The organism is Novosphingobium arvoryzae (assembly GCF_014652615.1).
In the GTDB taxonomy this organism is placed as follows: domain Bacteria; phylum Pseudomonadota; class Alphaproteobacteria; order Sphingomonadales; family Sphingomonadaceae; genus Novosphingobium; species Novosphingobium arvoryzae.
On sequence record NZ_BMZD01000011.1, the window covers coordinates 1 to 21,190 of the forward strand.

The following is a 21,190-nucleotide window of genomic DNA, read 5'->3' on the forward strand; positions in this document are numbered from 1 at the left end:
AAGAAACCCGGCTGCCCTGCCATCACCGCCTCCGACGCCTCGTCGGCGAAGTGAATCAAATCCGACCTTCAAACGCCAGAGTTTTTCGAGGCGTCCAACTTGCGGCGCATGTGCGCCCAGCAGAAGGCGAGGCTGATCTGCTGGCGCCGTCTGGCAAGCGCGGCATATCCGCCATAGCCATCGACTTGCAGGATGCCGGCAAAATCGCCGAGATGCGCTTCTGCTCGTTCGCCCTTGCGGTCGGCGGCGTAGACATAGGCGACCATGGGCGGATCATCGCCGCCCCATGGACGATCGTCGCGCGCATAGGCCCATAACTGCCCGGTCTTGGTTCGCCCGCGCCCCGGATCGAGCACCGGCGCCGTCGTCTCATCGGCGAACAGGCGCTGCGATCGTCGCAATCGCTCGAGAATATGATCGCGCAGTGGCCGCAGATACCAGGCTGCCCGCCCGACCCAGTCGGCCAGGGTGGATCGATCAAGCTGGACACCCTGCCGGGCGTAGATCTGCGCCTGGCGGTAGAGCGGCAGGTGATCGGCATACTTGGCGACTAGCACCTGCGCGATCAGCGCTTCGGTCGGAATGCCGCCTTCGACGATCCGTGCTGGTGCCGGAGCCTGCACGACCGCGCTCTCGCAGGAACGGCAACCGTAGCGCGGGCGGCGGGTGACGAGGACGCGGAAGGTGGTCGGAATGATGTCGAGGCGTTCGGCCACGTCCTCGCCGATCTGGTGGAGCGCGCCGCCGCAGCAGGGACAGGCCCGAATGCCATCGACCTCCTCTACATCGACGATCTGCTCGATCCGTTCGAGATGGGCCGGTAGCGAGCCGCGGTTGGCCTTACGTGGGCGATCGGCGGGAGTCCGGCTTGCCTTATCCCTGGCATGTTCTGCCTCGGCCAACGCCGTCTCGACTTCTTCCAGGGCAAGTTCGAACTGATCAGGATCGAGCTGCTCTGACCGGCGTCCAAAACGGTGACGTTGTAATGCGTCGATGATCGCCTTCAGCCGTTCGACCTCGGCCCGGAAAACCTTGAGTACATCGAGCTCGCGGGCCTGTTCGAGGACAAGCGCACGCAGCGCTTGAACGTCGTCGGGAAGGTCCGCTTCCATAAGCATGAAGGCAGTGAATCAGTACATGAAAGCCCCATCAACCGGCAATCTGCGGCGCGAGCGGTCGGCGTCCACCATGCACCCGCCGCCAGTCCAGGCCTTCAAGCAACGCACCCAGTTGAGCCGCTGTCAGGCGCATCACACCGTCCTGGATCGCCGGCCACTTGAAGCCGCCGGACTCCAGCCTCTTGGCCATCAAGTATAGGCCCGTGCCGTCCCACCAGACCAGCTTGATCCGGTCGGATCGCTTCGCCCGGAACACGTAGATCACGCCCGAATAGGGATCGCCGCCATAATCGGCGCCAACCAGTGCGGCCAGCGCGTCTGGTCCCTTGCGGAAATCCACCGGGCGCGTCGCGACCATCACGCGCGCGCCGACACCCGGCCCGATCATCGGGTGGCCTTGAGAGCTTCGATCACTGCAGCAATCACCCCGGCATCGGCGCCTCGGCTGATCTTCACGGCCACACCGTCGATCTCCAGTTCGACAGCACTTGCCTTCGCCTTGAGAACCGAGTACTCAAGGAGGAGAGGGATATCCTAAAAAAGGCCACGCAGTTCTTCGCGAGCCAGCGACCGTGAGGTTCGCGTTCGTGGAGAGCTGGCGTCATGTCTGGCCGGTCGAGACGATCTGCCGGGTGATGCGGATCAGCCCCCGTGGCTATCGTTCGTGGCGGTCACGGCCGATCAGCCAGCGCTGCCGCACAGACATGAAGGTGTTGGCCCACATTCGGGAGCAGTACAGCCTGAGCCTGGGCAGCTATGGTCGTCCTCGCATGACGATGGAGCTCAAAGAGGCAGGCCTCGCTATCGGCGAGCGCCGTGTCGGGCGACTGATGAAGATCAATGGGATCAAACCGGTCCGCACCCGCAGACACAAGGTTACCACTGACAGCCACCACCGTTTGGGTGTCGCAGCCAACTGGTTGGATGGTGATTTTGTTGCTGCTGCGCCCAACCAGAAGTGGGCAGGTGACATCACCTATGTCTGGACGTCCGAAGGATGGCTCTACCTCGCTGTCATCCTCGATCTGCATAGCCGACGCGTTGTGGGCTGGGCGGTCAGTGACCGGATGAAGAAGGACCTGGCAATCAGGGTACTCGATATGGCGGTGCGCCTCCGCAATCCGCCACCAGGCTGCCTTTTCCATTCGGATCGCGGCAGCCAATATTGCTCCTATGACTATCAGAAGAAGCTGCAGGCCCATGGCCTGCGTCCATCGATGAGTGGCAAAGGAAATTGTTACGACAACGCCTCCGTCGAGACATTCTTCAAATCACTGAAGGCAGAGCTGATCTGGCGCCAGAAATGGCCGACCCGCAGGCAGGCGGAAGCTGCGATCTTCCAGTACATCAACGGGTTCTACAATACCCGAAGGCGCCATTCATATCTGGGCGGCATTAGCCCGCTCGCCTTCGAAGCCAAGGTGGCATAGGGAGATAGGTGACCGGCACAAAACCGTTACAAGTCCAGAGCGCTCTAGTGCTGCACCGTGGTCATTGGACGGAACAAACCGGGCGATAGCATTCGCCACGGCAACCCGCCACGCAGCAAATATAGCATCGCCTCGACAATCTGCCGGTAATCCCAAACTGGCGGACGGCCGAGCTTCGAACGCGGCGGGAGCAGCGGTTCCAAAATCGCCCATTCCGCGTCAGTCAGATCGCTTGGCAAAAGCAGTTCGGCTCTGGCATACTGCCGCCGGGTGGTGCCAGTCCACATGTGTCACTCCGTCGTCGTTTCGCAACTCTGACCGAATCACATCTCGCTGATATAACACAACTTCTTTTTCGGTCAGCCTCTCAAATAATAGAGGTTAAGCCGGAACGCCTTGCACCGCAAAACAAATGGCGGCATGGGAAACCCAATTCGGCAAGAAAAGCAACGATAATGGGCAAAGTTCAGACGTCAACTGTCCGGGACCTTATGGCGCAATCCGGTGTGGCATTCGGCACCAGCGGCGCGCGCGGTGAAGTAGTCGCGATGACGGACCGGATCTGCTTTGCCTATACTGCCGGGTTCTTGCAGCACTTGCGCGATCAGGGTGAATTTGCGTCGGGCAAGCGGGTGGCGCTGGCGGGGGATTTGCGCCCCAGCACCCCGCGCATTCTGGCCGCCTGCGCCGAAGCGGTGCGCAGTCTGGGCGGGGAGCCGGTGTTCTGCGGCTATGTCCCGACCCCCGCGCTGGCGGCCTATGCCTTTGCGCAAGGCATCCCGTCGCTGATGGTCACCGGCAGCCACATCCCGGACGACCGCAACGGGATCAAGTTCTATCGCTGTGCGGGCGAAGTGCTGAAAGATGACGAGGCCGGGATTACCGGGCAGGTGGTGTCGCTAGATCCGGCGCTGTTCGGTGCGGATGACCAGTTGCTGGCCCCCGCGCCGCTGCCCCCGATCACCGACGTCACGGCTGCCTATCTGGCGCGCTATGTCGATTTCTTCGGGGCGGACGCGCTGAGCGGTCTAACCATCGGGGTGTACCAGCATTCCGCCGTGGGCCGCGACGTGCTGGTCCAGATCGTCGAAGGGCTGGGCGGCGCGGCGCTGGTGCTGGGCCGTTCCGAAAAGTTCATCCCGGTCGATACCGAAGCCGTCCGCCCCGAAGACATCGCCGCCGCGCGCGACTGGGCGGCGGAGCTGCACACCGATGCGATCATTTCGACCGATGGCGATTCGGACCGGCCCTTGCTGGCGAACGAGGCGGGCGAATGGCTGCGCGGGGACCGGCTGGGCATCCTGTGTGCGCAGGCGATCGGGGCCGATCACGTGGTGACGCCGGTCAGCAGCAACACCGCGCTGGAACTGACCGGGCAGTTTGCCCACGTGGCGCGGACGCGAATTGGTTCGCCATACGTGATCGCGGTGATGAATGCGGCGTTGGCGGCGGGCGGCACGCGGGTTTGCGGGTATGAGGCGAACGGCGGGTTCCTGCTGGGCAGCGACATTGTGCAAGACGGCAAAGTCCTGACCGCACTGCCGACCCGCGATGCGGTGCTGCCGATCCTGGCGGCGCTGGTCGCCTCGCGCGGGGCGGGCGGGCTGATCGCGCTGGAAGCCGCGCTGCCCGCGCGGGTGACCTACAGCGACCGGATTCAGGCATTTCCGCCCGCAGATTCAAAGCGGCTGTTCGCGCACCTGCAGGATGGTGACGCGGCGGTGCGCGATGCGCGGCTGGCGGGCTATTTTGCCGGAGAGCATGGCGGGCTGGCCAGTGTCGACCTGACCGACGGCATTCGCATGACGATGGCGGACGGCGTGGTGGTGCACTTGCGCGGGTCGGGCAATGCGCCGGAACTGCGCTGCTATACCGAAGCGGGCGATGCGGCGGAGGCGGCTGCGGCGAACGCGGCGGCGCTGCGCACGGTGCTGGACCGGGTGCTGGCAGCGGCCTAAACCGCCGCCAGCCCGATTGCGGATCAGCTCAGCGCGATATCCGGCGCGTCTTCCTGCTTCATGCCGACGACGTGGTAGCCCGCGTCAACGTGGTGCGTCTCGCCCGTCACGCCCGATGCCAGATCGGACAGTAGGTACAGCGCGGAACCACCCACGTCCTCGATCGAGACGTTGCGGCGCAGCGGCGAATTCAGCTCGTTCCACTTCAGGATATAGCGGAAATCGCCGATCCCGCTGGCGGCGAGCGTGCGGATCGGCCCGGCGGAAATCGCGTTGACGCGGATTGCCTGCGGACCCAGATCGTTGGCGAGGTACTTCACGCTGGTTTCCAGCGCCGCCTTGGCCACGCCCATCACGTTGTAATGCGGCACGACCTTTTCCGCGCCGTAGTAGCTCAGCGTCAGAATGCTGCCGCCATTCGGCATCATCGCGGCGGCGCGCTTGGTGACGGCGACCAGGCTGTAGGCCGAAATGTTCATCGTCATCAGGAAGTTGTCGAGGCTGGTGTCGCAATACTTGCCGCGCAGCTCGTTCTTGTCGGAAAAGCCGATGGCGTGGACCACGAAATCAATCGTCGGCCAGCGGGCCGCCAGCGTCGCGAACGCGGTGTCCAGCGCGTCCATGCTGGATACGTCGCAATCGATCAGGAAATCGCTGCCCAGGCTGGCGGCCAGCGGGCGCACCCGCTTTTCCAGCGCTTCACCCTGATAGGAAAAGGCCAGTTCGGCCCCCTGTTCGGCCAGCTTCTGCGCAATCCCCCAGGCCAGCGACTTGTCGTTCGCAAGGCCCATGATCAGGCCGCGTTTTCCCTGCATCAATCCGGTCATTCTGGTCCCACCATCCCTTCCTAGCGGTCCGTTTCCGTTACGGCATGGCCGATCATGTCACATTCCTCCGGCGTGACGGCCAATGCCGCGTTCAACTCGGCGCCTACTACCATGCCCAGCCCGACAAGCCAGAAAAAGAACAGCGCGATCATTACGCCGGCCAGGCTGCCGTAAGTCAGGTCATAGGTGAAGAAGCTGGCCAGCACATAAGGCAGGGCCACCATCACCCCCACCCACCAGCCGGTCACCAGCAGCGCGCCGGGCCACTTGGGATAGCGGCGGACGCGATAGGCTGTCGGCGTCAGGGTGTAGAACAGCAGGTAGAGCGAGACATAGAGCACCAGCGCCGGAACGACGCGACTGGTTGCCAGCGTCGCGGCCCAGTCCCCCGCCAGCGGGAACCATGCGGCGATCACCTGCTGCGCGGCGCCGATGGCCACTTGCGCGAACAGCGAGAACAGCAAGGCCACCACCGCCAGCACGATCACGCCGCTGGAAATCAGGCGATAACGCCAGAACGCGGAAGTGACCGGCGTGCCATAGGCGCGGCGCAGGATGTCGCGGATCGTCTCGATCAGGCTGCTGACCGTCCACAGTCCGACCAGCCCGCCGACCCACAGCAGCCAGCCGCTGCGGGCCTGGACAACGTCCATCGCCACCGGCTCCAGCGCGCTGCGCACCACTGGCGGGACGGCCAGCAGGAAGGTCTTTACCGAGGCGGCGCGCTGTGCCTCCTCGCCCACCAGCGCAAAGATCGCGGCGACGGTGATGAAGAACGGAAACAGCGAGAGGATCGCCATGTAGGCGAGGTTCCCGGCATGGATGAACCCGTCGTTCCACGCGCCCGACCAGACCCGGCTGGCAACGCGGAACAGGCGGCTGGCACCCAGCCGGTCCCATAGCGCCTGCGATGGGCGGGCGGCTTCTTCCAGCCCCGCGCGCCAGCGCAGCGCGCGTTCGCGGCGTGCTTCTGGCGAGAGGTCCGGGGCAGCCAGCAGCGGCAGATGCGCGTCGTCGAGCGGACGCTCCTCCACGCGGTTACACGCCCATGCGGCTGCGCGGATTGCGCGTGTCCTGCCAGCCATCGAGGCGGCGGGCGAGTTCGGCGGCGTCTTCGCTGCCCGCATCGGGCAACTGCACTTCGATCGTGATCAACTGGTCCCCGCGCGAGCCGTCCTTGCGGGTCATGCCCTTTTCCTTGAGGCGCAGGGTCTTGCCAGAACTGGTGCCGGGGGCGACAGTCAGCATCACCGCGCCTTCGGCCGTCGGCACTTTCACTTTCGCGCCGCGCACCGCTTCGTCGAGGGTGATCGGCAGGTCGAGCCGCAGGTTGTCGCCATCGCGGCGGAACCAGGGGTGCGGCTGGATGTGGATCACCACGATGGCATCGCCCGCGCCGCCGGGGCCGGGCTCGCCTTTGCCCGCCAGCCGCATCTGGGTGCCATCTTCCACCCCGGCGGGCAGTTTGAGGTCGATCGTCTTGCCATCGGACAAGGTGATGCGCTGGGTCGCGCGGGTTGCCGCATCGGTCAGCGAAACGCCCAGCTTGTACTGCACGTTCGCGCCCCTGGGGGCGGCCCGGCTGCGCCCGCCGCCCATACCGCCGCCCATGCCGCCGCGCCCGCCGAACAGGCCGTCGAAGATGTCGCCCAGGTCGATGCCTTCGCCGCCAAACCCTTCGAAGCCGCCGCCATGGCCGCGCTGGCCTCCGCCGCCAAAGCCGCCGCCGAACCCGCCGCCGCCAAAGCCCATGACCGGGTTGCCGTCGATATCGATCTCGCCCCGGTCGAACCGGGCGCGCTTGTCCTTGTCGGACAAGAGGTCATAAGCACGGGTAATCTCGGAAAAGCGTTCCGCCGCCTTGGGATTGTCGGCGTTGCGGTCCGGGTGGAATTCCTTCGCCAGCTTGCGATACGCGGACTTGATGTCCTTCTCGCTCGCGCCGCGGGCCACGCCAAGGATCTGGTAGGGGTCTGCCATAATGCCCCTAGCTAGGTAGCTTGCGCCCCGGCGGCAAGCTTTCCTAACTTATTGCGAGACGGTTGCGCTTTCTTCCCGGTCCGGCGCGGGCTATGCCGCAGCGCACCATGACCGATGACCAGAGCCATACCGAGATCCCGGCCGAAGCCCCGTTCGATCTGTTCGCGCAGTGGTTTGCCGATGCGCAAAAGCACGAGCTGAACGATCCCAATGCGGTCGCGCTGGCCACGGCCACGCCCGATGCATTCCCGTCGGTGCGGATGGTGCTGATGAAGGATTACAGCCCGGAAGGCTTCGTGTTCTACACCAACACCCACAGCCGCAAGGGCGGCGAGCTGCTGGCCAATCCGCGCGCGGCGCTGCTGTTCCACTGGAAATCGCTGCGCCGGCAGGTGCGGATCGAAGGGTTGGCCACGCCCGTGGCCGATGCGGTGGCCGATGAATACTTTGCCAGCCGCCCGCGCGATTCGCAGGTGGGGGCGCACGCTTCGCTCCAGTCCGAACCGCTCGATTCGCGCCTGACGTTCCTGGGCCGGATCGCGAAGGAGGGCGCGCGGTATCTGGGCCGCAGCGTGCCGCGCCCGCCGCACTGGACCGGATTTTGCCTGGAACCGCAGGCGATCGAATTCTGGATGGACCGCCCGTTCCGTCTGCACGAACGCCGCCGCTTCACCCGCCTGCCCGATGGCGGGTGGACCAGCACGTTGCTCTATCCATGAGCAGCGCGGCCTCCCTCAATCGCAGCGCGGCGCTGGCCAGCACGGCGGTTGCGCTGCTGCTGGTTGGCCTGAAGGTCTGGGCGGCGTGGACCACCGGGTCCACCGCGATGCTGGGCAGTCTGGCCGATACCGCGCTGGACCTCGTTGCCAGTCTGGCGACGCTGGCCGGGGTGTGGGTGGCCGCCCAGCCGGACGATCACAACCATCGCTTCGGCCACGGCAAGGCCGAAGCGCTGGCGGCGATGTTCCAGGTCGTGCTGATCTCGATCTCCGCGCTCAGCCTCGCGGCACGGGCGATTGGCCAGTGGGCGGCGGGCGCGCGTCCCGAAGCCGCCGAAGGCGGGATTGCCGTGTCGGTCATCGCCATGCTGGCTACCGTCGCGCTGCTGGCATGGCAGCAGCGCGTGATCCGCCAGACCGGCAGTCTGGCGATTGCGACCGACCACATGCATTACCAGTCGGACCTGTTCCTGAACCTGGCGGTGATCGCCGCGCTGGCGCTGGATCAGTATGCCGGCATGGCCGGGGCCGACCCGTTCTTTGGCCTGGCCATCGCGCTGTGGCTGGGCTGGGGCGCATGGGGCGCATCGCAGGAAGCGGTCGACCAGTTGATGGACAAGGAATGGCCGCCGGAAAAGAAGGAGCGTTTTCTGGCCGTGGTCGCGCGCCATCCGGAGCTGCGCGGCCTGCATGACTTGCGGACCCGCACTTCGGGCAACCGCGATTTCGTGCAGTTCCATGTCGCGGTCGATCCGGGCATGACGATCCGCGCCGCGCATGATGTGATGGACGAGATCGAGGCCAAGCTGCTGGCCGAGTTTCCCGGCGTCGAAATCCTGATCCACCCCGATCCGGAAGGCCACGTGGACCCGACCGACCTGTCCTCCGAGGACTTGCTGGCGAACCGGGCTTCCTAATCGAACAGCTGGATGATCCGCGCAATTCCCGCGCGGACCGGTTCGTGTTCGCCATCCTGGGTTTTGCCCAGCCGCACCACTGTGACTCCCAGCGTGGGGGCAACGACCACATACTGCCCCAGATGTCCGTTCATGGAGAACGTGCTGGTCGGCACGCCGGGCCATTGCACGGTTCCGTCATCCACCTGCGGACGATTCAGCCAGGTTTGCGCCCCATAGCCGGGATTGCGCGGGCTGGGCTTCAGCATGAACTCGATCCACCCTGACGGGACCAGTTGCGCGCCTTTGACCGCGCCCTTGTTGCGCAGGAACTCGCCGAACTTTGCCCAGTCGCTGGCGGTGCCGTGGATCAGGCTGCCGCCGATCAGCGTGCCGGACGCATCGTATTCCGGGATCATGCTGCGCATTCCGATCGGATCGAACAGCCGGGTATGCAGGTAATCGCTGACGATCCGGCGGCGTTCTTCGGGCGTGTTGGCGGCCGGATCAGGGTTGGTGATCAGCGCGCGGGCCGCCAGATCGGCCAGAATCACCGTGGTCGCGCTGGAATATTCCCACTTGCGGCCCGGTTCCGCTTCCAGCGGCTGGGCCTCGGCATAGGCGGCCATGTTGTCGCGCCCGTCGAGGAACAGCATTCGCACTTCATCGGATTCATAGACCGGCTGCCCGGCCTCGGTATGCTTCAGGCCCGACCGCATCTGCAGCAGCTGGCGCAGGGTGATTTCCCCGCGCGGATCGCCCGCGCGCTGCCATGCGGGAATTGGAACGCTTTCATCCAGCCGCAGCCGCCCATCGGCCACCAGTTGCCCGATCATCACGGCCGTGATCGTCTTGGCCATCGACCAGCTGATGAAGCGCGTGTTCTCGTGATAGCCGGGGGCATAGCGTTCGGCCACGACCCGCCCGTCCTTCAGCACTAGCACGGCGCGGGTTTCGGCCATCTCCTCGGCGGTGAACAGCCGGTCCACCGCGCGTGCCAGCGCTTCGCGCGGGGTGCCGGGTTGCTTGACGACGGCGGCCAGCGCCTGCTGATCCAGCGGCGGAGGGGCGGAATCACCGCTTGCCGCACTGCATCCGATCAGGACTGGCAGGGCAAGCCATGGCAGGATAAGGGAAAGACGGTGCGGCAACATGCCGCGCATCCCTCGCCCAAAGGCTCCGTAATGGCAACCACTAACCCCGTTCCGGGTAATCTCTCCGATGCGACGCCGCCTGGCCGGAAAACGCGGCTGCCGCTGCGCCTGTTCCTGCTGGCCGCCGCGCTGGCGGGAATCGGGCTGGGGTGGTTCTGGCAACCGCTGAACAGTTTCGCGGTGACCGGTGCGTCCTATGCCGCGCGGGTTGGCTGTTCCTGCCGGTTCGTCGGGGGGCGCGACCTGTCCGACTGCCGGAAGGATTTTGAACCCGGAATGGAACTAATTTCCCTTAGCCAGGATGTTGAAGCCAGAAGCGTTACGGCACGCTTCCCGCTACTGGCTACCCAGACGGCCACTTATCGGGAAGGTGCGGGGTGCGTGTTGCAGCCATGGACGGAATGAGCAGGGGCGGAATCCAGTTCATTGAAACGAAAGCCGAAATCGCTATGGGCCAGCAATCGCTGCTCGACGATCGGGGGGATATGAAGGCGTGACGGAAAATCTGGCAATTCACCCGGTGGTTCTGTGCGGTGGCAGCGGGACGCGGCTCTGGCCCCGCAGCCGGGCGGTAAAGCCCAAGCCGTTCCTGCCGCTGGTCGGGGATTCGACCCTGTTCGAGGCGACCTTGCGCCGCAGCGGCCACGAAGGCGGGTTTGCCGCGCCGGTGGTGGTGACCGGCACTGCCCACCTCGATCATGTCGAGGCGCAACTGGGTGACGCGCCCGGCGCGCAGATCATCGTCGAACCCTGCGCCCGCAATACGGCGGCGGCCATTGCGCTGGCGGCGCTGCGGCTGCCGGACGATGCGATCATGCTGGTTTGCCCCAGCGATCACCACATCGCCGACACCGACGCCTATCGCGCGGCGGCGGCCAAGGCCTCGGCGCTGGCTGCCGAGGGCTGGCTGGTCTCGTTCGGGATCGAGGCGAAAACCCCGGAAACCGGATTCGGCTATCTCCAGCGCGGTGAAGCGATTGGCGACCTAGGCTTTCGCACCGCGCGCTTCGTGGAAAAACCGGAACTGGCCCGCGCGCAGGAATTCGTCGCATCGGGCGAATATGCCTGGAACGGCGGGATCTTCGCGTTCCGGGTCGGCACCTTCTTGGAAGAGCTGCGCGCCCATCGCCCGGCGATTGCCGCGGCGGCTGAAGCAGCCGTGGCGGCGGGCCGTGCCGATGGCCACTGCTTCCACCCCGGCGCGGCGGAATTTGCCGCGATCGACAGCGAGTCGGTTGACTACGCGGTAATGGAAAACACGCGCCGCGCCGCGCTGGTGCCGGCCGACATGGGCTGGTCCGACATCGGCAGCTGGGACGCGCTCCATGCCGCCCTGCCGCAGAACGATGCCGGCAATGCGGTGCGCGGCCCCGCCGAACTGGTCGATTGCCGGGGCGTGCTGGTGGACAGCGATGGTCCGCGCGTTTCGGTGATCGGGCTGGAAGACGTGATCGTGGTGGTCGATGGCGGCGAAGTGCTGGTCACGAGCCGGGCGGGCGCGCAGAAGGTGGGCAAGCTGCACGGTGCTGCCAATCAATGAGCGCGCTATTGCCGACCCGGATGGTCCCCAAGCCGTGGGGCAAGGCTCAGCTGCCTGCACCGTTCGTCGCCCCCGCGGGCGAAGCGATCGGCGAGGTCTGGTTCGAGCCACCGGCTGAATTGTCCGCACTGCTGGTCAAGTACATCTTCACCAGCGAGGCGCTGTCCGTGCAGGTCCACCCGTCTGATGCGCAGACCCTGGCCGCCGGGCAGGGGCGGCAGGGCAAGGAGGAATGCTGGCTGGTGATCGCCGCCGAACCGGGCGCGCGCCTGGCCATCGGTTTCCGCGAGCCTGTCGATGCCGCCACGATGCGCGCCGCCGCGCTGGACGGCAGCATCGAGGAACTGCTGGAATGGCATGATGTCGGCCCGGGGGACTTCTTCTACATCCCCGCGAACACGGTCCACGCGATCGGCGCCGGGATCAGCCTGGTCGAGGTGCAGCAGAACAGCGACATCACCTACCGGCTCTATGACTACGGCCGTCCTCGCGAATTGCATCTGGATGAGGGCATGGCTGTTGCCCTTGGAGAGCCTTATGCCCCCCGGTGGCGCCGCAAGGTGCCGGCCGGCGGCGCCGAGACGCTGGTCGAAGGGCCGCTGTTCCGGCTTGACCGGCTGGATGGTCCGCCCGATGCGGCCACTGCCAAGCGCTATGTCGGCCCGGTGCTGGTGATCCCACTGGACTGCATGCCGACCATCGCCGGTGAACCCGTGGCGGCCGGTTCGTGCGGCCTGGCGCCCGCTCTGGCCGACGTTGCCTTCCCGTCGTCCGGTCTCTGCCTGATCGCCCAGCCGGTTTAGGCGGGTTCGGTTGCTTCGATCCAGCCGCCGCCAACCACGCGGTCCCCGGCATAGATTACCGCTGCCTGTCCCGGCGCAACGCCGTATTCCGGTGCCAGGAAGCGGATGGTCGCTGCCGCTCCGTTGCCCAGCGGGCCGTCCAGCGTGACCGGCACGGGCTTTGCCAGCGAACGGACCTTGGCCAGCAAGGGCGCGTCGGGCAGCGGCCCGATCCGGTTGGTCTCCACCAGATGCGCTGCCCCCACCGCCAGCAGGCGGCGCGGGCCAACCAGCACCCGGCGCGTCGCCGCGTCGATCCCGGTAACATAGAGCGGCTCCGGCTGCCCGCCGATTTCCAGGCCTCGCCGCTGCCCGACCGTAAAGTGGATGATGCCCTGGTGCGCCCCCAGCACCGCGCCGGTTTCGGCATGGACAATCTCTCCCGGCACGACCCCTTCGGGGCGGACCGACTTAACCACTTTCGCGTAGTCGCCATCGGGCACGAAGCAGATGTCCTGGCTGTCCGGCTTGGCGGCCACGACCAGCCCTTCGGCTTCGGCGATCTTGCGCACGTCAGCCTTGGGCATGCCGCCCAGCGGAAAGCGCAGGTAATCCAGCTGCGCCTCGGTCGTTGCGTAAAGGAAATAGCTCTGGTCGCGGGCCGGATCGAGCGCACGGTGCAGTTCCGGCCCGGCGGGGCCGATCACGCGGCGGACGTAGTGTCCGGTGGCCAGGCAATCGGCCCCCAGTTCGCGCGCCATGCCGAACAGGTCGGTAAATTTCGGCCCCATATTGCAGCGGATGCAGGGGATCGGCGTGCGGCCCGACAGGTAATCGTCGGCAAAGCGTTCGACCACTTCCTCGCGGAAGCTGCTGGCGTGATCGAACACGTAGTGGGCGATCCCCAGCCGGTCCGCCACGGCCCGTGCATCGCGAATGTCATCGCCGGCACAGCACGCGCCCTTGCGCCCCGAAGCTGCCCCGTGATCGTACAATTGCAGTGTAACGCCAATGACTTCCGCCCCGCTGCGTGCCGCCAGCGCGGCCACGACCGAGCTGTCGACCCCGCCCGACATCGCCACGACGATCCGCTTGCCCGCCAGCGGCTGGGGCAATTGGAACAGGCTGGTATAATCTACAGGTGGCAGCGTTTCGGCACTCATCGCCGCGCCTTACACCGCGGATGGGGCGTGCGGCAAATCGTTAGGCAAGCTGAACACATGGTAAACGCCAACTTTACCTGATCTTGACCTTGGGGCGGTAGAGCCCTGCCCATGGAGATCGGAAACGACCTATTGGCGAGCCTGCGAAATCAGCTCGACCCGGCGCGCGGCACGGCCGACGCGGCGGCGCTCGACTGGGCAGCGCTGCGCGCCCGCTGCGTGGCAGGACATGCCGCACGGCAGGCGTTGCAGGACAGGTTTGCCGGCGGGGCGTTTCCCTCCGGTGGTTTCGGGGATTGGACGAGGGTCGCGTCCACTTCACGCAATCATGCCTCACGGGTCGTTAACCGTACCGATTTAGCTGATGGAAAATTCCCCGCGCGCAATGGTGGCGCTGTCGCCAGTGAAGCCGTTGTCGGCGGACGAGGATAACAATGATCGAGAACCAGAAAATCCGACCCGCGATGGTTATCGGCCCCCTTGGGGAGCCCTTGACCCTGGAATCGCTGCCTGCGCCGACCACGACCCGCTGGGTGGTGCGCCGCAAGGCTGAAGTCGTGGCCGCGGTCAATGGCGGCCTGCTGACGATCGATGAAGTGTGCGAGCGCTACAACCTGACGCTGGAGGAATTCGCTTCGTGGCAGCGCGCCGTGGACCGGTCTGGCATGCAGGGCCTGCGCGTGACTCGCATCCAGCATTACCGCGATCTCTACGAGCGCCAGCTGAAGTACTGATCCGGCCCTGTCAGGGCACTGATTGAAAATGAAAAATTGACCTGCCCGCCGATTGCGCTAGCTTTCGGCGGGTCGACTCATGCGGTCGGCGTTTGCGAAAGGCAGGCCAATGATCGGCTTCATCATTGCAATCGTCATGGGGGGCATTATCGGCTGGCTGGCCAGCAAGGTGATGAACCGGGATGCCTCGATGGGCATTCTGGCCAACGTCGTGGTCGGATGCGCTGGCTCGATCCTGAGCCGGCTCCTGCTGGGCAGCCTTATCGGCGGCGGCAATTTGCGGGGCGATGCCTTCGATCCCAGAACCTTGCTGACCGCCTTCATTGGCGCGGTGGTATTGCTGGCCGTGGTCAACTTGATCAAGCGCGGCAAGGTTCGCTGAATTCACGCGGCAACGTGCCGTTTACCGACAACGATACGTCGTTCGCAGAGCCTTTGATTGCGCCAATACTCAGGCGCGCCTATGCGCTGCATGAAAGAGCGGTTACCTGCCCGCTGCCCTGACCGGGGCTTGTGCTGGGTGACTTATCATAGTAATACAGTGCGCGACGGTCCCGGACTGTCTGCCGCCGTGCGCGGCAGAGGGCGGCGACAAGGACGAAGGCGAAGCCGACAATGAACTACGATTCGCGGATCGATGCCCCGATCGCTGCAGACTCCGATTCCGACGAGAACCCGCTGCTGGCGGGAGGCGATGAAGATCGCGCGTCGCGGCGGCGGCTGTGGATCATCGGTGCGGTCGTGGTGGCGCTGCTGGTCGCCGTGTGGTTCTTCACCCACCGTGGTGCGGCTGGCGATGCCGAGCAGAAGGTCGACAAGGGGCCGGTGGTCAGCGTGGTCACGCCGGGCCGGACGACCATTGCCGGAACGATCAATGCCACCGGCACGCTGTTCGCGCGGCGGGAACTGCCGGTCGGGGTGCCGGGTGAAGGTGGTCAGATCGTCTCGGTGCTGGTCGAGCCGGGCCAGTGGGTCGGTGCCGGCCAGGTGCTGGCGGTGATCGACCGGTCGGTCCAGGTTCAGCAGCAAGCCAGCCAGTCCGCCCAGATCCAGGTCGCGCGCGCCAATGCGCAGCTGGCCCAGGCCAACCTCGATCGTGCGCTCAAGCTGGTCGAGCGCGGCTTCGTCTCGACCGCGGACATCGATCGCCTGACCGCGCAGCGCGATGCCGCCGCCGCGCAGGTGCGGGTCGCCAGCGCCACGCTGGGCGTGCTGCAGGCACAGACCCGGCGGCTCAATATCGTCGCTCCGGCAGCCGGTCTGGTGCTGGAACGGCGGGTGGAGCCCGGCCAGGTCGTCAGCGGCGGGTCGGGCGTGCTGTTCCGGCTGGCCAAGGATGGCGAGATGGAACTGCGTGCGCAGCTGGGCGAACTCGATCTGGCAGGCCTGCGGGCCGGCATTTCGGCCGAAGTGGTGCCCGCTGGCATGGACAAGGCGTTTTCCGGCCAGATCTGGCAGCTGGCGCCGGTGATCGATCCGACCAGCCGCCAGGGCATTGCCCGGATCGCGCTGGCCTATTCGCCGGAACTGCGCCCTGGCGGCTTTGCCACCGCGACCATTACCTCCGGCACGATCGTGGCCCCGCTGCTGCCGGAATCGGCTATCCTGTCGGATGAGAAGGGCAGCTTCGTCTATATCGTCGACAAGGAAAACAAGGCGCGGCGACGTGCGGTCAAGACCGGGATAGTGACCAGCGATGGCGTTGCCGTGGTCGAGGGCCTGACCGGTAACGAGCGCGTGGTGCTGCGCGCCGGCGGCTTCCTGCAGCCGGACGAGACGGTTCAGCCGCGCTCGGCCACCAACTAGAGCCGGACGGGAACGGGACCACCGCCATGAACTTTCGCAATATCTCGGCCTGGTCGATCCGCAACCCGGTGGTGCCGATCATCCTGTTCATCGGCCTGACCCTGGCCGGGATCATGTCGTTCCGGGCCATGTCGATCCAGGCGGATCCGGACATCGAATTCCCGATCGTCATCGTCAACATCTCGCAGCCGGGCGCTGCTCCCTCGGAAATCGAGAACCAGATCACGCAGCGGGTCGAATCCGGCATTCGGGCGATCAACGGCGTCCAGTCGATTTCGTCCACCGCGCGGGAGGGCAACAGCCAGACCGTGATCGAATTCCAGATCGGCGTCGACATTGTCGAAGCGGTCAACGAAGTGAAGAACGCGGTCGACCAGACGCGCGGCGAACTGCCAGACGGCATCCTGGAACCGCAGGTGTTCAAGGCGCAGACGTCGTCGAACGCCATCGGGTTCTTCGCGGTCACGGCCGATGACATGACGATCGAGCAGCTGTCCTGGCTGATCGACGACACCATTGCAAAGCGGCTGCTGGCCATTCCGGGCATGGCCTCGGTCGAGCGCAACGGCGGCGTGGACCGGGAAATCCTGGTCGAACTCGATCCCGCGCGGATGCAGTCGATGGGTGTGACCGCCAGCCAGGTCAACGCGGCGCTGCGCCAGATCAACGTCAACGCGGCAGGCGGCCGCACCGAAGTGGCCGGATCGCGCCAGTCGGTGCGCGTGCTGGGCAATGCCAAGAACGCCTATGAACTGTCGCAGACCGAAATCGCGCTGAGCGGTGGCCGGCGGGTCAAGCTCGCCGATATCGCGACCGTGCGCGATGCCTATGGCGAACTCACTTCGCGCGCGAAGATGAACGGCAAGGACGTGGTCACGTTCTCGATCTCCCGCGCGCGCGGCGAGAGCGACGTCGCGGTCTATGACGCGACGATGGAAGAGCTGGCCAAGATCACCGAAGAGAGCAACGGCGCCATCCGGTTCGACCGCCTGTTCACCGAAGTGGACGAGATCAAGGCCCAGTACCAAAGCTCGATCGCGGCAATGATCGAAGGCGCGATCCTGGCCGTGATCGTGGTGTTCTTCTTCCTGCGCGACTGGCGCGCCACTTTCGTGTCGGCGCTGGCCATTCCGCTGTCCTCGATCCCGACCTTCTGGTTCATGGACATGATGGGCTTCACGCTCAACATGCTCAGCCTGCTGGCGCTGGGCCTGGTGGCGGGTGTGCTGGTCGATGACGCCATCGTGGAAATCGAAAACATCGTGCGCCACATGCGCATGGGCAAGAGCGCCTATCAGGCGTCGATCGACGCGGCCGACGAAATCGGGCTGGCGGTGGTGGCCACCACGTTCTCGATCGTGGCCGTGTTCCTGCCGGTCGGGCTGATGCCCGGCGTTTCGGGCCAGTTCTTCAAGAACTTCGGGCTGACCGTGGTCGCGGCCGTGCTGATGTCACTGGTCGTGGCGCGCATGATAACACCCATGGTTGCCGCCTATTTCCTCCACGCCAAGGGCCACGCCACGCATGGCGAGGGCAAGGCGATGGACGATTACATGCGTGTGCTCAGCTGGTCGCTGGATAAGCGCAAGGCCGATGCCTATCGCGCCTGGCGGCGGGAACGCGGCTATCGCGGCTTTGTGGCCCGCCTGTTCGAGCGGATTCCGCTGCCGGGCGCCGGCTTCATGGCCCGCGTGGCGGACCGGATCGGGCGCAGTTTCCTGGCGCGAATGCGCGATCACCGCATCTGGATGATGGGGATCGGGATGAGCGCGCTGATCCTGACCGGGGTGATGTTTGCGGTCATCCCGCAGGAGTTCTTCCCGTCGGGCAACAGCCGCTTCAGTCGCGTATCGGTGGAAATGGTGCCCGGCACCACGCTGGACCAGACCGCGGACAAGACCGGCGAAGTGGCCGAACTGATCCGCACCGATCCCAACGTCCAGTCGGTGTTCCAGCGCATCCGCGAAGGCAGCGGGTTCCTGCTGATCACGCTCAAGGAAGACCGTGAGCTGACCAGCGTCGAATTCGAACGCCAGCTGACGCCCAAGCTGCAGACGATCGCCGACGCGCGGGTCAACTTCCAGGCGGGTGGCCCCGGACCGGGTGGTGGTTCTGGCCGTGCGATCAACGTCATGCTGTCCGGTTCCGATCCGGAAGCGCTGGCCAAGGCGTCGGCCGCGCTGGTGGAGCAGATGGCCGGCCTCAAGCAGGTGGTCGCCCCGCGCGTTTCGGCCGACTTGCGCCGTCCGGAAATCATCATCACCCCGCGTCTCGACCTCGCGGCCAGCCTGGGCGTTACCACCTCGGCGCTGAGCCAGGCGATCCGCGTCGCCACCCTGGGCGAGATTGACCAGAACGCGGCGAAGTTCAGCCTGTCAGACCGCCAGGTGCCGATCCGGGTGAAGCTGCCGATCGAATCCCGCCGCAGCCTGGATACGATCCGCAACCTGCCGGTCCCGACCGCCAGTGGCGGTTCGGTCCCGCTGTCACGCGTCGCGGACATCGGCTTCGGTTCCGGCCCGACCTCGATCCAGCGCTACAACCAGAGCCGCCGCGTCTTTGTCGGCGCCGACCTGGCCCCCGGCGTGGTCAAGGGTGAGGCGGACAAGGCGATTGCCAACCTGCCGATCATGAAGAACCTGCCGCAAGGCATCTCCAATGCCCCGTTCGGGCAGGATGAATGGCAGGCCGAAATGATCACCAACTTCGGCACCGCGCTGGTGGCCGGCATCCTGCTGGTGTTCTCGGTGCTGGTGCTGCTCTATCACCGGTTCGTCTCGCCGCTGGTCAACATGGGGTCGCTGTTCCTGGCTCCGTTCGGCGGGTTGCTGGCGCTGGCGCTGGTCGGCCAGCCGATCTCGATGCCGGTGTTCATCGGCATCCTGATGCTGTTCGGGATCGTGGCAAAGAACTCGATCCTGCTGATCGACTTCGCCATCGAGGAAATGGCCACCGGCGCCGACAAGGACGCCGCCATCATCGAGGCCGGGCACAAGCGTGCGCAGCCGATCGTGATGACCACGGTGGCCATGGTCGCGGGCATGGTGCCGACCGCGCTGTCGCTGTCCGGCGACGGGGCGTGGCGTGCGCCGATGGGCACGGTGGTGATCGGCGGCCTGACCGTTTCGACCCTGCTGACGCTGCTGATCGTGCCCGCCGGGTTCAGTCTGGCTGACGGTCTGGAAAAGCGGCTTGGTCCGTGGATGCGCCGCACCTTCCTGACCTATGAGCCCAAGCACGGACGCGCGGCCGATCAGGCGGCCGGGGCCTTGCCGGCGGAGTGAGCGCACAGGCCCCAGCGCCGCGCCTGACCCGCGCGGTTCCCGTGGACCGGGCGCGGCGGATGCGGCTGTTCGCCACCGGGCTGCTGGTGGCCATGGCCGCGCTCTATCTGGTCGCGCGGCAGTTTGTCGGGCTCCATCCGGCGATGGGCTATGTCCTTGCCTTTGCCGAAGCCGCGATGGTCGGCGGGCTGGCAGACTGGTTCGCGGTCACCGCGCTGTTCCGCCGCCCGCTGGGCCTGCCGATCCCGCACACCGCGATCGTGCCGGAAAACAAGGACCGCATCGCCGATACGATGGCGACTTTCCTGCGGACCAATTTCCTGACCCCTCAGGTCGTCGCGCGGCGGCTGCGCACCACCAACATCGCAGCGGCCGTGGGCGGCTGGCTGGCCGATCCGCAAAGCGGCGGGGGCGGCCGGGTGCGCGCAGGCGCGGCCGAACTGCTGGCCCAGGCGCTTGAATCGCTCGACCCGGACCGGCTGGGCAACCAGGTGCGCGGCGGGTTGTTCCGCCAGCTCGACCGGCTCGAAGTCTCGCCGCTGCTGGGGCAGATGCTGGGCACCACGATTGCCGACGGGCGGCACATGCCGGTGATCGAATCACTGGTGCGCTGGGCCGGGCTGACGCTGGAAGACAACGAGGAACTGGTGCGCGAGCTGATCCATGCCCGCGCCAACGCCATCCTGCGCTGGACCGGGCTGGACGAACGGCTGGCCAATTCCGTGCTCGACGGGCTTTACAAGCTGCTGGCCGAAGTGATCGTCAATCCCGACCATCCCCTGCGCGGTAAGGTCGAGGAAGGCCTCGCCAAGCTGGCGCAGGACCTTCAGACCGATGCAGAGCTGCGCGAGCGGGTGGAACGGATGAAAGGTGAACTGATCGCCAACCCCGCCGTATCGACCTGGTGGCAGGGGGTGTGGGAACGGCTACGCACCGGCATGCTGGAGCGCCTGCGCCGGCCGGAGGGGGAGATCGGCGGCCAGATGGCAGAAGCGATGGCCGAACTCGGCCGCCACTTGCGCGACGATCCCGCGCTGCAGGCCCAGATCAACCGCTTTGCCCGCCGCACGCTGGTCGGCGCGGCCAGCCGCTATGGCGATCAGATCGTTCGGCTGGTGTCCGAAACGGTCAAGCGCTGGGATGCGCAGACCGTGACCGACCGGATCGAGGGTGCGGTTGGCCGCGACCTGCAGTTTATCCGCATCAACGGCACGATGGTCGGCGGGCTGGTGGGGGTGATCATCCACGCGGTTGACCAGTTGCTGTGACCGCGCCGCTGCTCACCACCGCTCGGTTCGATCTGTGGCAACCCGCATTGCGCGATCTGGCGGACTTGCTGGACCTGACCCGCGACGAGGAAACCCGCCGGTTCCTGGGCAGTTTCATGCCGTCCGAAATGGATGCCTTCAATCGCCTGCACCGCAACGCGGGCAGCTGGGCGCTGCATGGCTATGGCACATTCATGGTGCGGGAGCGCGGGCAGGACCGGATCATCGCCAACTGCGGCGTGTTTCGCAGCCATCGCGGCTTCGGGCAGGGGCTGGACGATGTCCCGGAAGCCGGCTGGATCGTCCACCGCGACCATTGGGGGCAAGGCGTCGCCCGCGAGGTTATGGAGGCCGCGCTGGCGTGGTTTGACAGCGCCCATGGCCGCCAGCGGATCGCCTGCATGATCGAGGACGGCCATGTGGCGTCCGATGCTTTGGCGGGCAAGCTGGGGTTCCTGCGCTATGGGTTGCACCAGCCGGACAGCGGCGCGGCGCTGGTGCTGTACGAGCGCGTCTGACCCGGGGGAGAGG

General features: G+C 66.0%; 19 protein-coding genes and 3 pseudogenes. 14 read left to right on the forward strand and 8 right to left on the reverse strand.

Features of this window, described 5'->3' with window-relative positions; all coding sequences use genetic code 11:
* Positions 1-95 precede the first annotated feature (95 nt).
* A pseudogene (gene tnpC / locus IE113_RS14895) lies at positions 96-1,118 on the reverse strand (IS66 family transposase); the annotation flags it as partial.
* Between the two features lie 31 nt (positions 1,119-1,149).
* On the reverse strand, positions 1,150-1,506 hold the full coding sequence (gene tnpB, locus IE113_RS14900; protein WP_189542903.1) for an IS66 family insertion sequence element accessory protein TnpB: 357 nt from the start codon (positions 1,504-1,506) through the stop codon (positions 1,150-1,152).
* Positions 1,507-1,610: 104 nt separating this feature from the next.
* Here tnpB and IE113_RS14905 point away from each other — a divergent pair.
* Positions 1,611-2,548: pseudogene (locus IE113_RS14905) on the forward strand (IS3 family transposase); the annotation flags it as partial.
* Between the two features lie 50 nt (positions 2,549-2,598).
* On the opposite strand, the pseudogene IE113_RS14910 reads toward IE113_RS14905, so the two are convergent.
* A pseudogene (locus tag IE113_RS14910) lies at positions 2,599-2,835 on the reverse strand (transposase); the annotation flags it as partial.
* A gap of 204 nt (positions 2,836-3,039) precedes the next feature.
* Between IE113_RS14910 and IE113_RS14915 the strand changes: the two are divergent.
* Positions 3,040-4,506, forward strand: coding sequence for a phosphomannomutase (locus IE113_RS14915; RefSeq protein ID WP_189542905.1), 1,467 nt, complete (start codon positions 3,040-3,042; stop codon positions 4,504-4,506).
* Between the two features lie 23 nt (positions 4,507-4,529).
* On the opposite strand, the gene fabI is transcribed toward IE113_RS14915, so the two are convergent.
* From fabI to IE113_RS14930, 3 genes are read right to left on the reverse strand one after another with little or no spacing between them, the layout of a single operon-like run.
* Entirely contained in the window at positions 4,530-5,333 is an 804-nt protein-coding gene (fabI, locus tag IE113_RS14920; protein WP_189542907.1) for an enoyl-ACP reductase FabI, read from the reverse strand.
* Positions 5,334-5,353: 20 nt separating this feature from the next.
* On the reverse strand, positions 5,354-6,367 hold the full coding sequence (locus IE113_RS14925) for a YihY/virulence factor BrkB family protein (RefSeq protein WP_229822580.1): 1,014 nt from the start codon (positions 6,365-6,367) through the stop codon (positions 5,354-5,356).
* 4 nt (positions 6,368-6,371) lie between these two features.
* Positions 6,372-7,313, reverse strand: a complete 942-nt coding sequence (locus tag IE113_RS14930) for a DnaJ C-terminal domain-containing protein (RefSeq protein ID WP_189542911.1) — start codon at positions 7,311-7,313, stop codon at positions 6,372-6,374.
* A 107-nt stretch (positions 7,314-7,420) separates the two neighbouring features.
* On the opposite strand from IE113_RS14930, the gene pdxH reads away from it, so the two are divergent.
* Together pdxH and IE113_RS14940 are read left to right on the forward strand one after the other, a co-directional pair.
* Positions 7,421-8,032 carry a pyridoxamine 5'-phosphate oxidase gene (gene pdxH, locus IE113_RS14935; RefSeq protein WP_189542913.1) on the forward strand — a complete coding sequence of 204 codons (612 nt, stop codon included), beginning with the start codon at positions 7,421-7,423 and terminating at the stop codon, positions 8,030-8,032.
* The gene (locus IE113_RS14940; protein ID WP_189542915.1) at positions 8,029-8,949 is read left to right on the forward strand and encodes a cation diffusion facilitator family transporter; all 921 of its coding nucleotides are present in this window, start codon (positions 8,029-8,031) and stop codon (positions 8,947-8,949) included. Before pdxH ends, IE113_RS14940 begins: the two co-directional genes overlap by 4 nt.
* On the opposite strand, the gene IE113_RS14945 is transcribed toward IE113_RS14940, so the two are convergent.
* On the reverse strand, positions 8,946-10,082 hold the full coding sequence (locus IE113_RS14945; RefSeq protein WP_189542917.1) for a serine hydrolase domain-containing protein: 1,137 nt from the start codon (positions 10,080-10,082) through the stop codon (positions 8,946-8,948). The two genes, IE113_RS14940 and IE113_RS14945, sit on opposite strands and share 4 nt — an antisense overlap.
* 30 nt (positions 10,083-10,112) lie before the next feature.
* Between IE113_RS14945 and IE113_RS14950 the strand changes: the two genes are divergently transcribed.
* From IE113_RS14950 to IE113_RS14960, 3 genes are all read left to right on the forward strand, one after another.
* The gene (locus IE113_RS14950; protein ID WP_189542919.1) at positions 10,113-10,487 is read left to right on the forward strand and encodes a hypothetical protein; all 375 of its coding nucleotides are present in this window, start codon (positions 10,113-10,115) and stop codon (positions 10,485-10,487) included.
* Between the two features lie 88 nt (positions 10,488-10,575).
* Entirely contained in the window at positions 10,576-11,622 is a 1,047-nt protein-coding gene (locus IE113_RS14955) for a mannose-1-phosphate guanylyltransferase (RefSeq protein ID WP_189542922.1), read from the forward strand.
* Entirely contained in the window at positions 11,619-12,425 is an 807-nt protein-coding gene (locus tag IE113_RS14960) for a class I mannose-6-phosphate isomerase (RefSeq protein WP_189542924.1), read from the forward strand. Before IE113_RS14955 ends, IE113_RS14960 begins: the two co-directional genes overlap by 4 nt.
* Here IE113_RS14960 and mnmA read toward each other — a convergent pair.
* Positions 12,422-13,567, reverse strand: coding sequence for a tRNA 2-thiouridine(34) synthase MnmA (mnmA, locus tag IE113_RS14965; protein WP_189542926.1), 1,146 nt, complete (start codon positions 13,565-13,567; stop codon positions 12,422-12,424). The genes IE113_RS14960 and mnmA overlap by 4 nt on opposite strands.
* Positions 13,568-13,678: 111 nt before the next feature.
* On the opposite strand from mnmA, the gene IE113_RS14970 reads away from it, so the two are divergent.
* From IE113_RS14970 to IE113_RS15000, 7 genes are all read left to right on the forward strand, one after another.
* Positions 13,679-13,999 (forward strand): hypothetical protein, encoded by a 321-nt coding sequence (locus IE113_RS14970; protein ID WP_189542928.1) that lies wholly within the window; start codon positions 13,679-13,681, stop codon positions 13,997-13,999.
* Between the two features lie 2 nt (positions 14,000-14,001).
* Entirely contained in the window at positions 14,002-14,301 is a 300-nt protein-coding gene (sciP, locus tag IE113_RS14975) for a CtrA inhibitor SciP (protein ID WP_189542930.1), read from the forward strand.
* 112 nt (positions 14,302-14,413) lie between these two features.
* Complete coding sequence (locus tag IE113_RS14980) at positions 14,414-14,683, forward strand: GlsB/YeaQ/YmgE family stress response membrane protein (protein ID WP_189542990.1); 270 nt, start codon at positions 14,414-14,416, stop codon at positions 14,681-14,683.
* A 233-nt stretch (positions 14,684-14,916) separates the two neighbouring features.
* Positions 14,917-16,107 carry an efflux RND transporter periplasmic adaptor subunit gene (locus tag IE113_RS14985; protein ID WP_189542932.1) on the forward strand — a complete coding sequence of 397 codons (1,191 nt, stop codon included), beginning with the start codon at positions 14,917-14,919 and terminating at the stop codon, positions 16,105-16,107.
* A 26-nt stretch (positions 16,108-16,133) separates the two neighbouring features.
* Positions 16,134-19,391 (forward strand): efflux RND transporter permease subunit, encoded by a 3,258-nt coding sequence (locus IE113_RS14990; protein WP_189542934.1) that lies wholly within the window; start codon positions 16,134-16,136, stop codon positions 19,389-19,391.
* Positions 19,392-19,450: 59 nt separating this feature from the next.
* On the forward strand, positions 19,451-20,659 hold the full coding sequence (locus IE113_RS14995; RefSeq protein WP_189542992.1) for a DUF445 domain-containing protein: 1,209 nt from the start codon (positions 19,451-19,453) through the stop codon (positions 20,657-20,659).
* Entirely contained in the window at positions 20,656-21,177 is a 522-nt protein-coding gene (locus IE113_RS15000) for a GNAT family N-acetyltransferase (protein ID WP_189542936.1), read from the forward strand. Before IE113_RS14995 ends, IE113_RS15000 begins: the two co-directional genes overlap by 4 nt.
* Positions 21,178-21,190 lie beyond the last annotated feature (13 nt).

Excerpts from the sequence above, each read along its gene's own strand:
- tnpB (WP_189542903.1), bottom strand. The coding sequence starts at position 1,506 with ATGATCGGGCCGGGTGTCGGCGCGCGCGTGATGGTCGCGACGCGCCCG.
- IE113_RS14915 (WP_189542905.1), top strand. The coding sequence starts at position 3,040 with ATGGCGCAATCCGGTGTGGCATTCGGCACCAGCGGCGCGCGCGGTGAA.
- fabI (WP_189542907.1), bottom strand. The coding sequence starts at position 5,333 with ATGACCGGATTGATGCAGGGAAAACGCGGCCTGATCATGGGCCTTGCG.
- IE113_RS14930 (WP_189542911.1), bottom strand. The coding sequence starts at position 7,313 with ATGGCAGACCCCTACCAGATCCTTGGCGTGGCCCGCGGCGCGAGCGAG.
- pdxH (WP_189542913.1), top strand. The coding sequence starts at position 7,421 with ATGACCGATGACCAGAGCCATACCGAGATCCCGGCCGAAGCCCCGTTC.
- IE113_RS14940 (WP_189542915.1), top strand. The coding sequence starts at position 8,029 with ATGAGCAGCGCGGCCTCCCTCAATCGCAGCGCGGCGCTGGCCAGCACG.
- IE113_RS14945 (WP_189542917.1), bottom strand. The coding sequence starts at position 10,082 with ATGTTGCCGCACCGTCTTTCCCTTATCCTGCCATGGCTTGCCCTGCCA.
- IE113_RS14950 (WP_189542919.1), top strand. The coding sequence starts at position 10,113 with ATGGCAACCACTAACCCCGTTCCGGGTAATCTCTCCGATGCGACGCCG.
- IE113_RS14960 (WP_189542924.1), top strand. The coding sequence starts at position 11,619 with ATGAGCGCGCTATTGCCGACCCGGATGGTCCCCAAGCCGTGGGGCAAG.
- mnmA (WP_189542926.1), bottom strand. The coding sequence starts at position 13,567 with ATGAGTGCCGAAACGCTGCCACCTGTAGATTATACCAGCCTGTTCCAA.
- IE113_RS14970 (WP_189542928.1), top strand. The coding sequence starts at position 13,679 with ATGGAGATCGGAAACGACCTATTGGCGAGCCTGCGAAATCAGCTCGAC.
- sciP (WP_189542930.1), top strand. The coding sequence starts at position 14,002 with ATGATCGAGAACCAGAAAATCCGACCCGCGATGGTTATCGGCCCCCTT.
- IE113_RS14985 (WP_189542932.1), top strand. The coding sequence starts at position 14,917 with ATGAACTACGATTCGCGGATCGATGCCCCGATCGCTGCAGACTCCGAT.
- IE113_RS14990 (WP_189542934.1), top strand. The coding sequence starts at position 16,134 with ATGAACTTTCGCAATATCTCGGCCTGGTCGATCCGCAACCCGGTGGTG.
- IE113_RS14995 (WP_189542992.1), top strand. The coding sequence starts at position 19,451 with ATGCGGCTGTTCGCCACCGGGCTGCTGGTGGCCATGGCCGCGCTCTAT.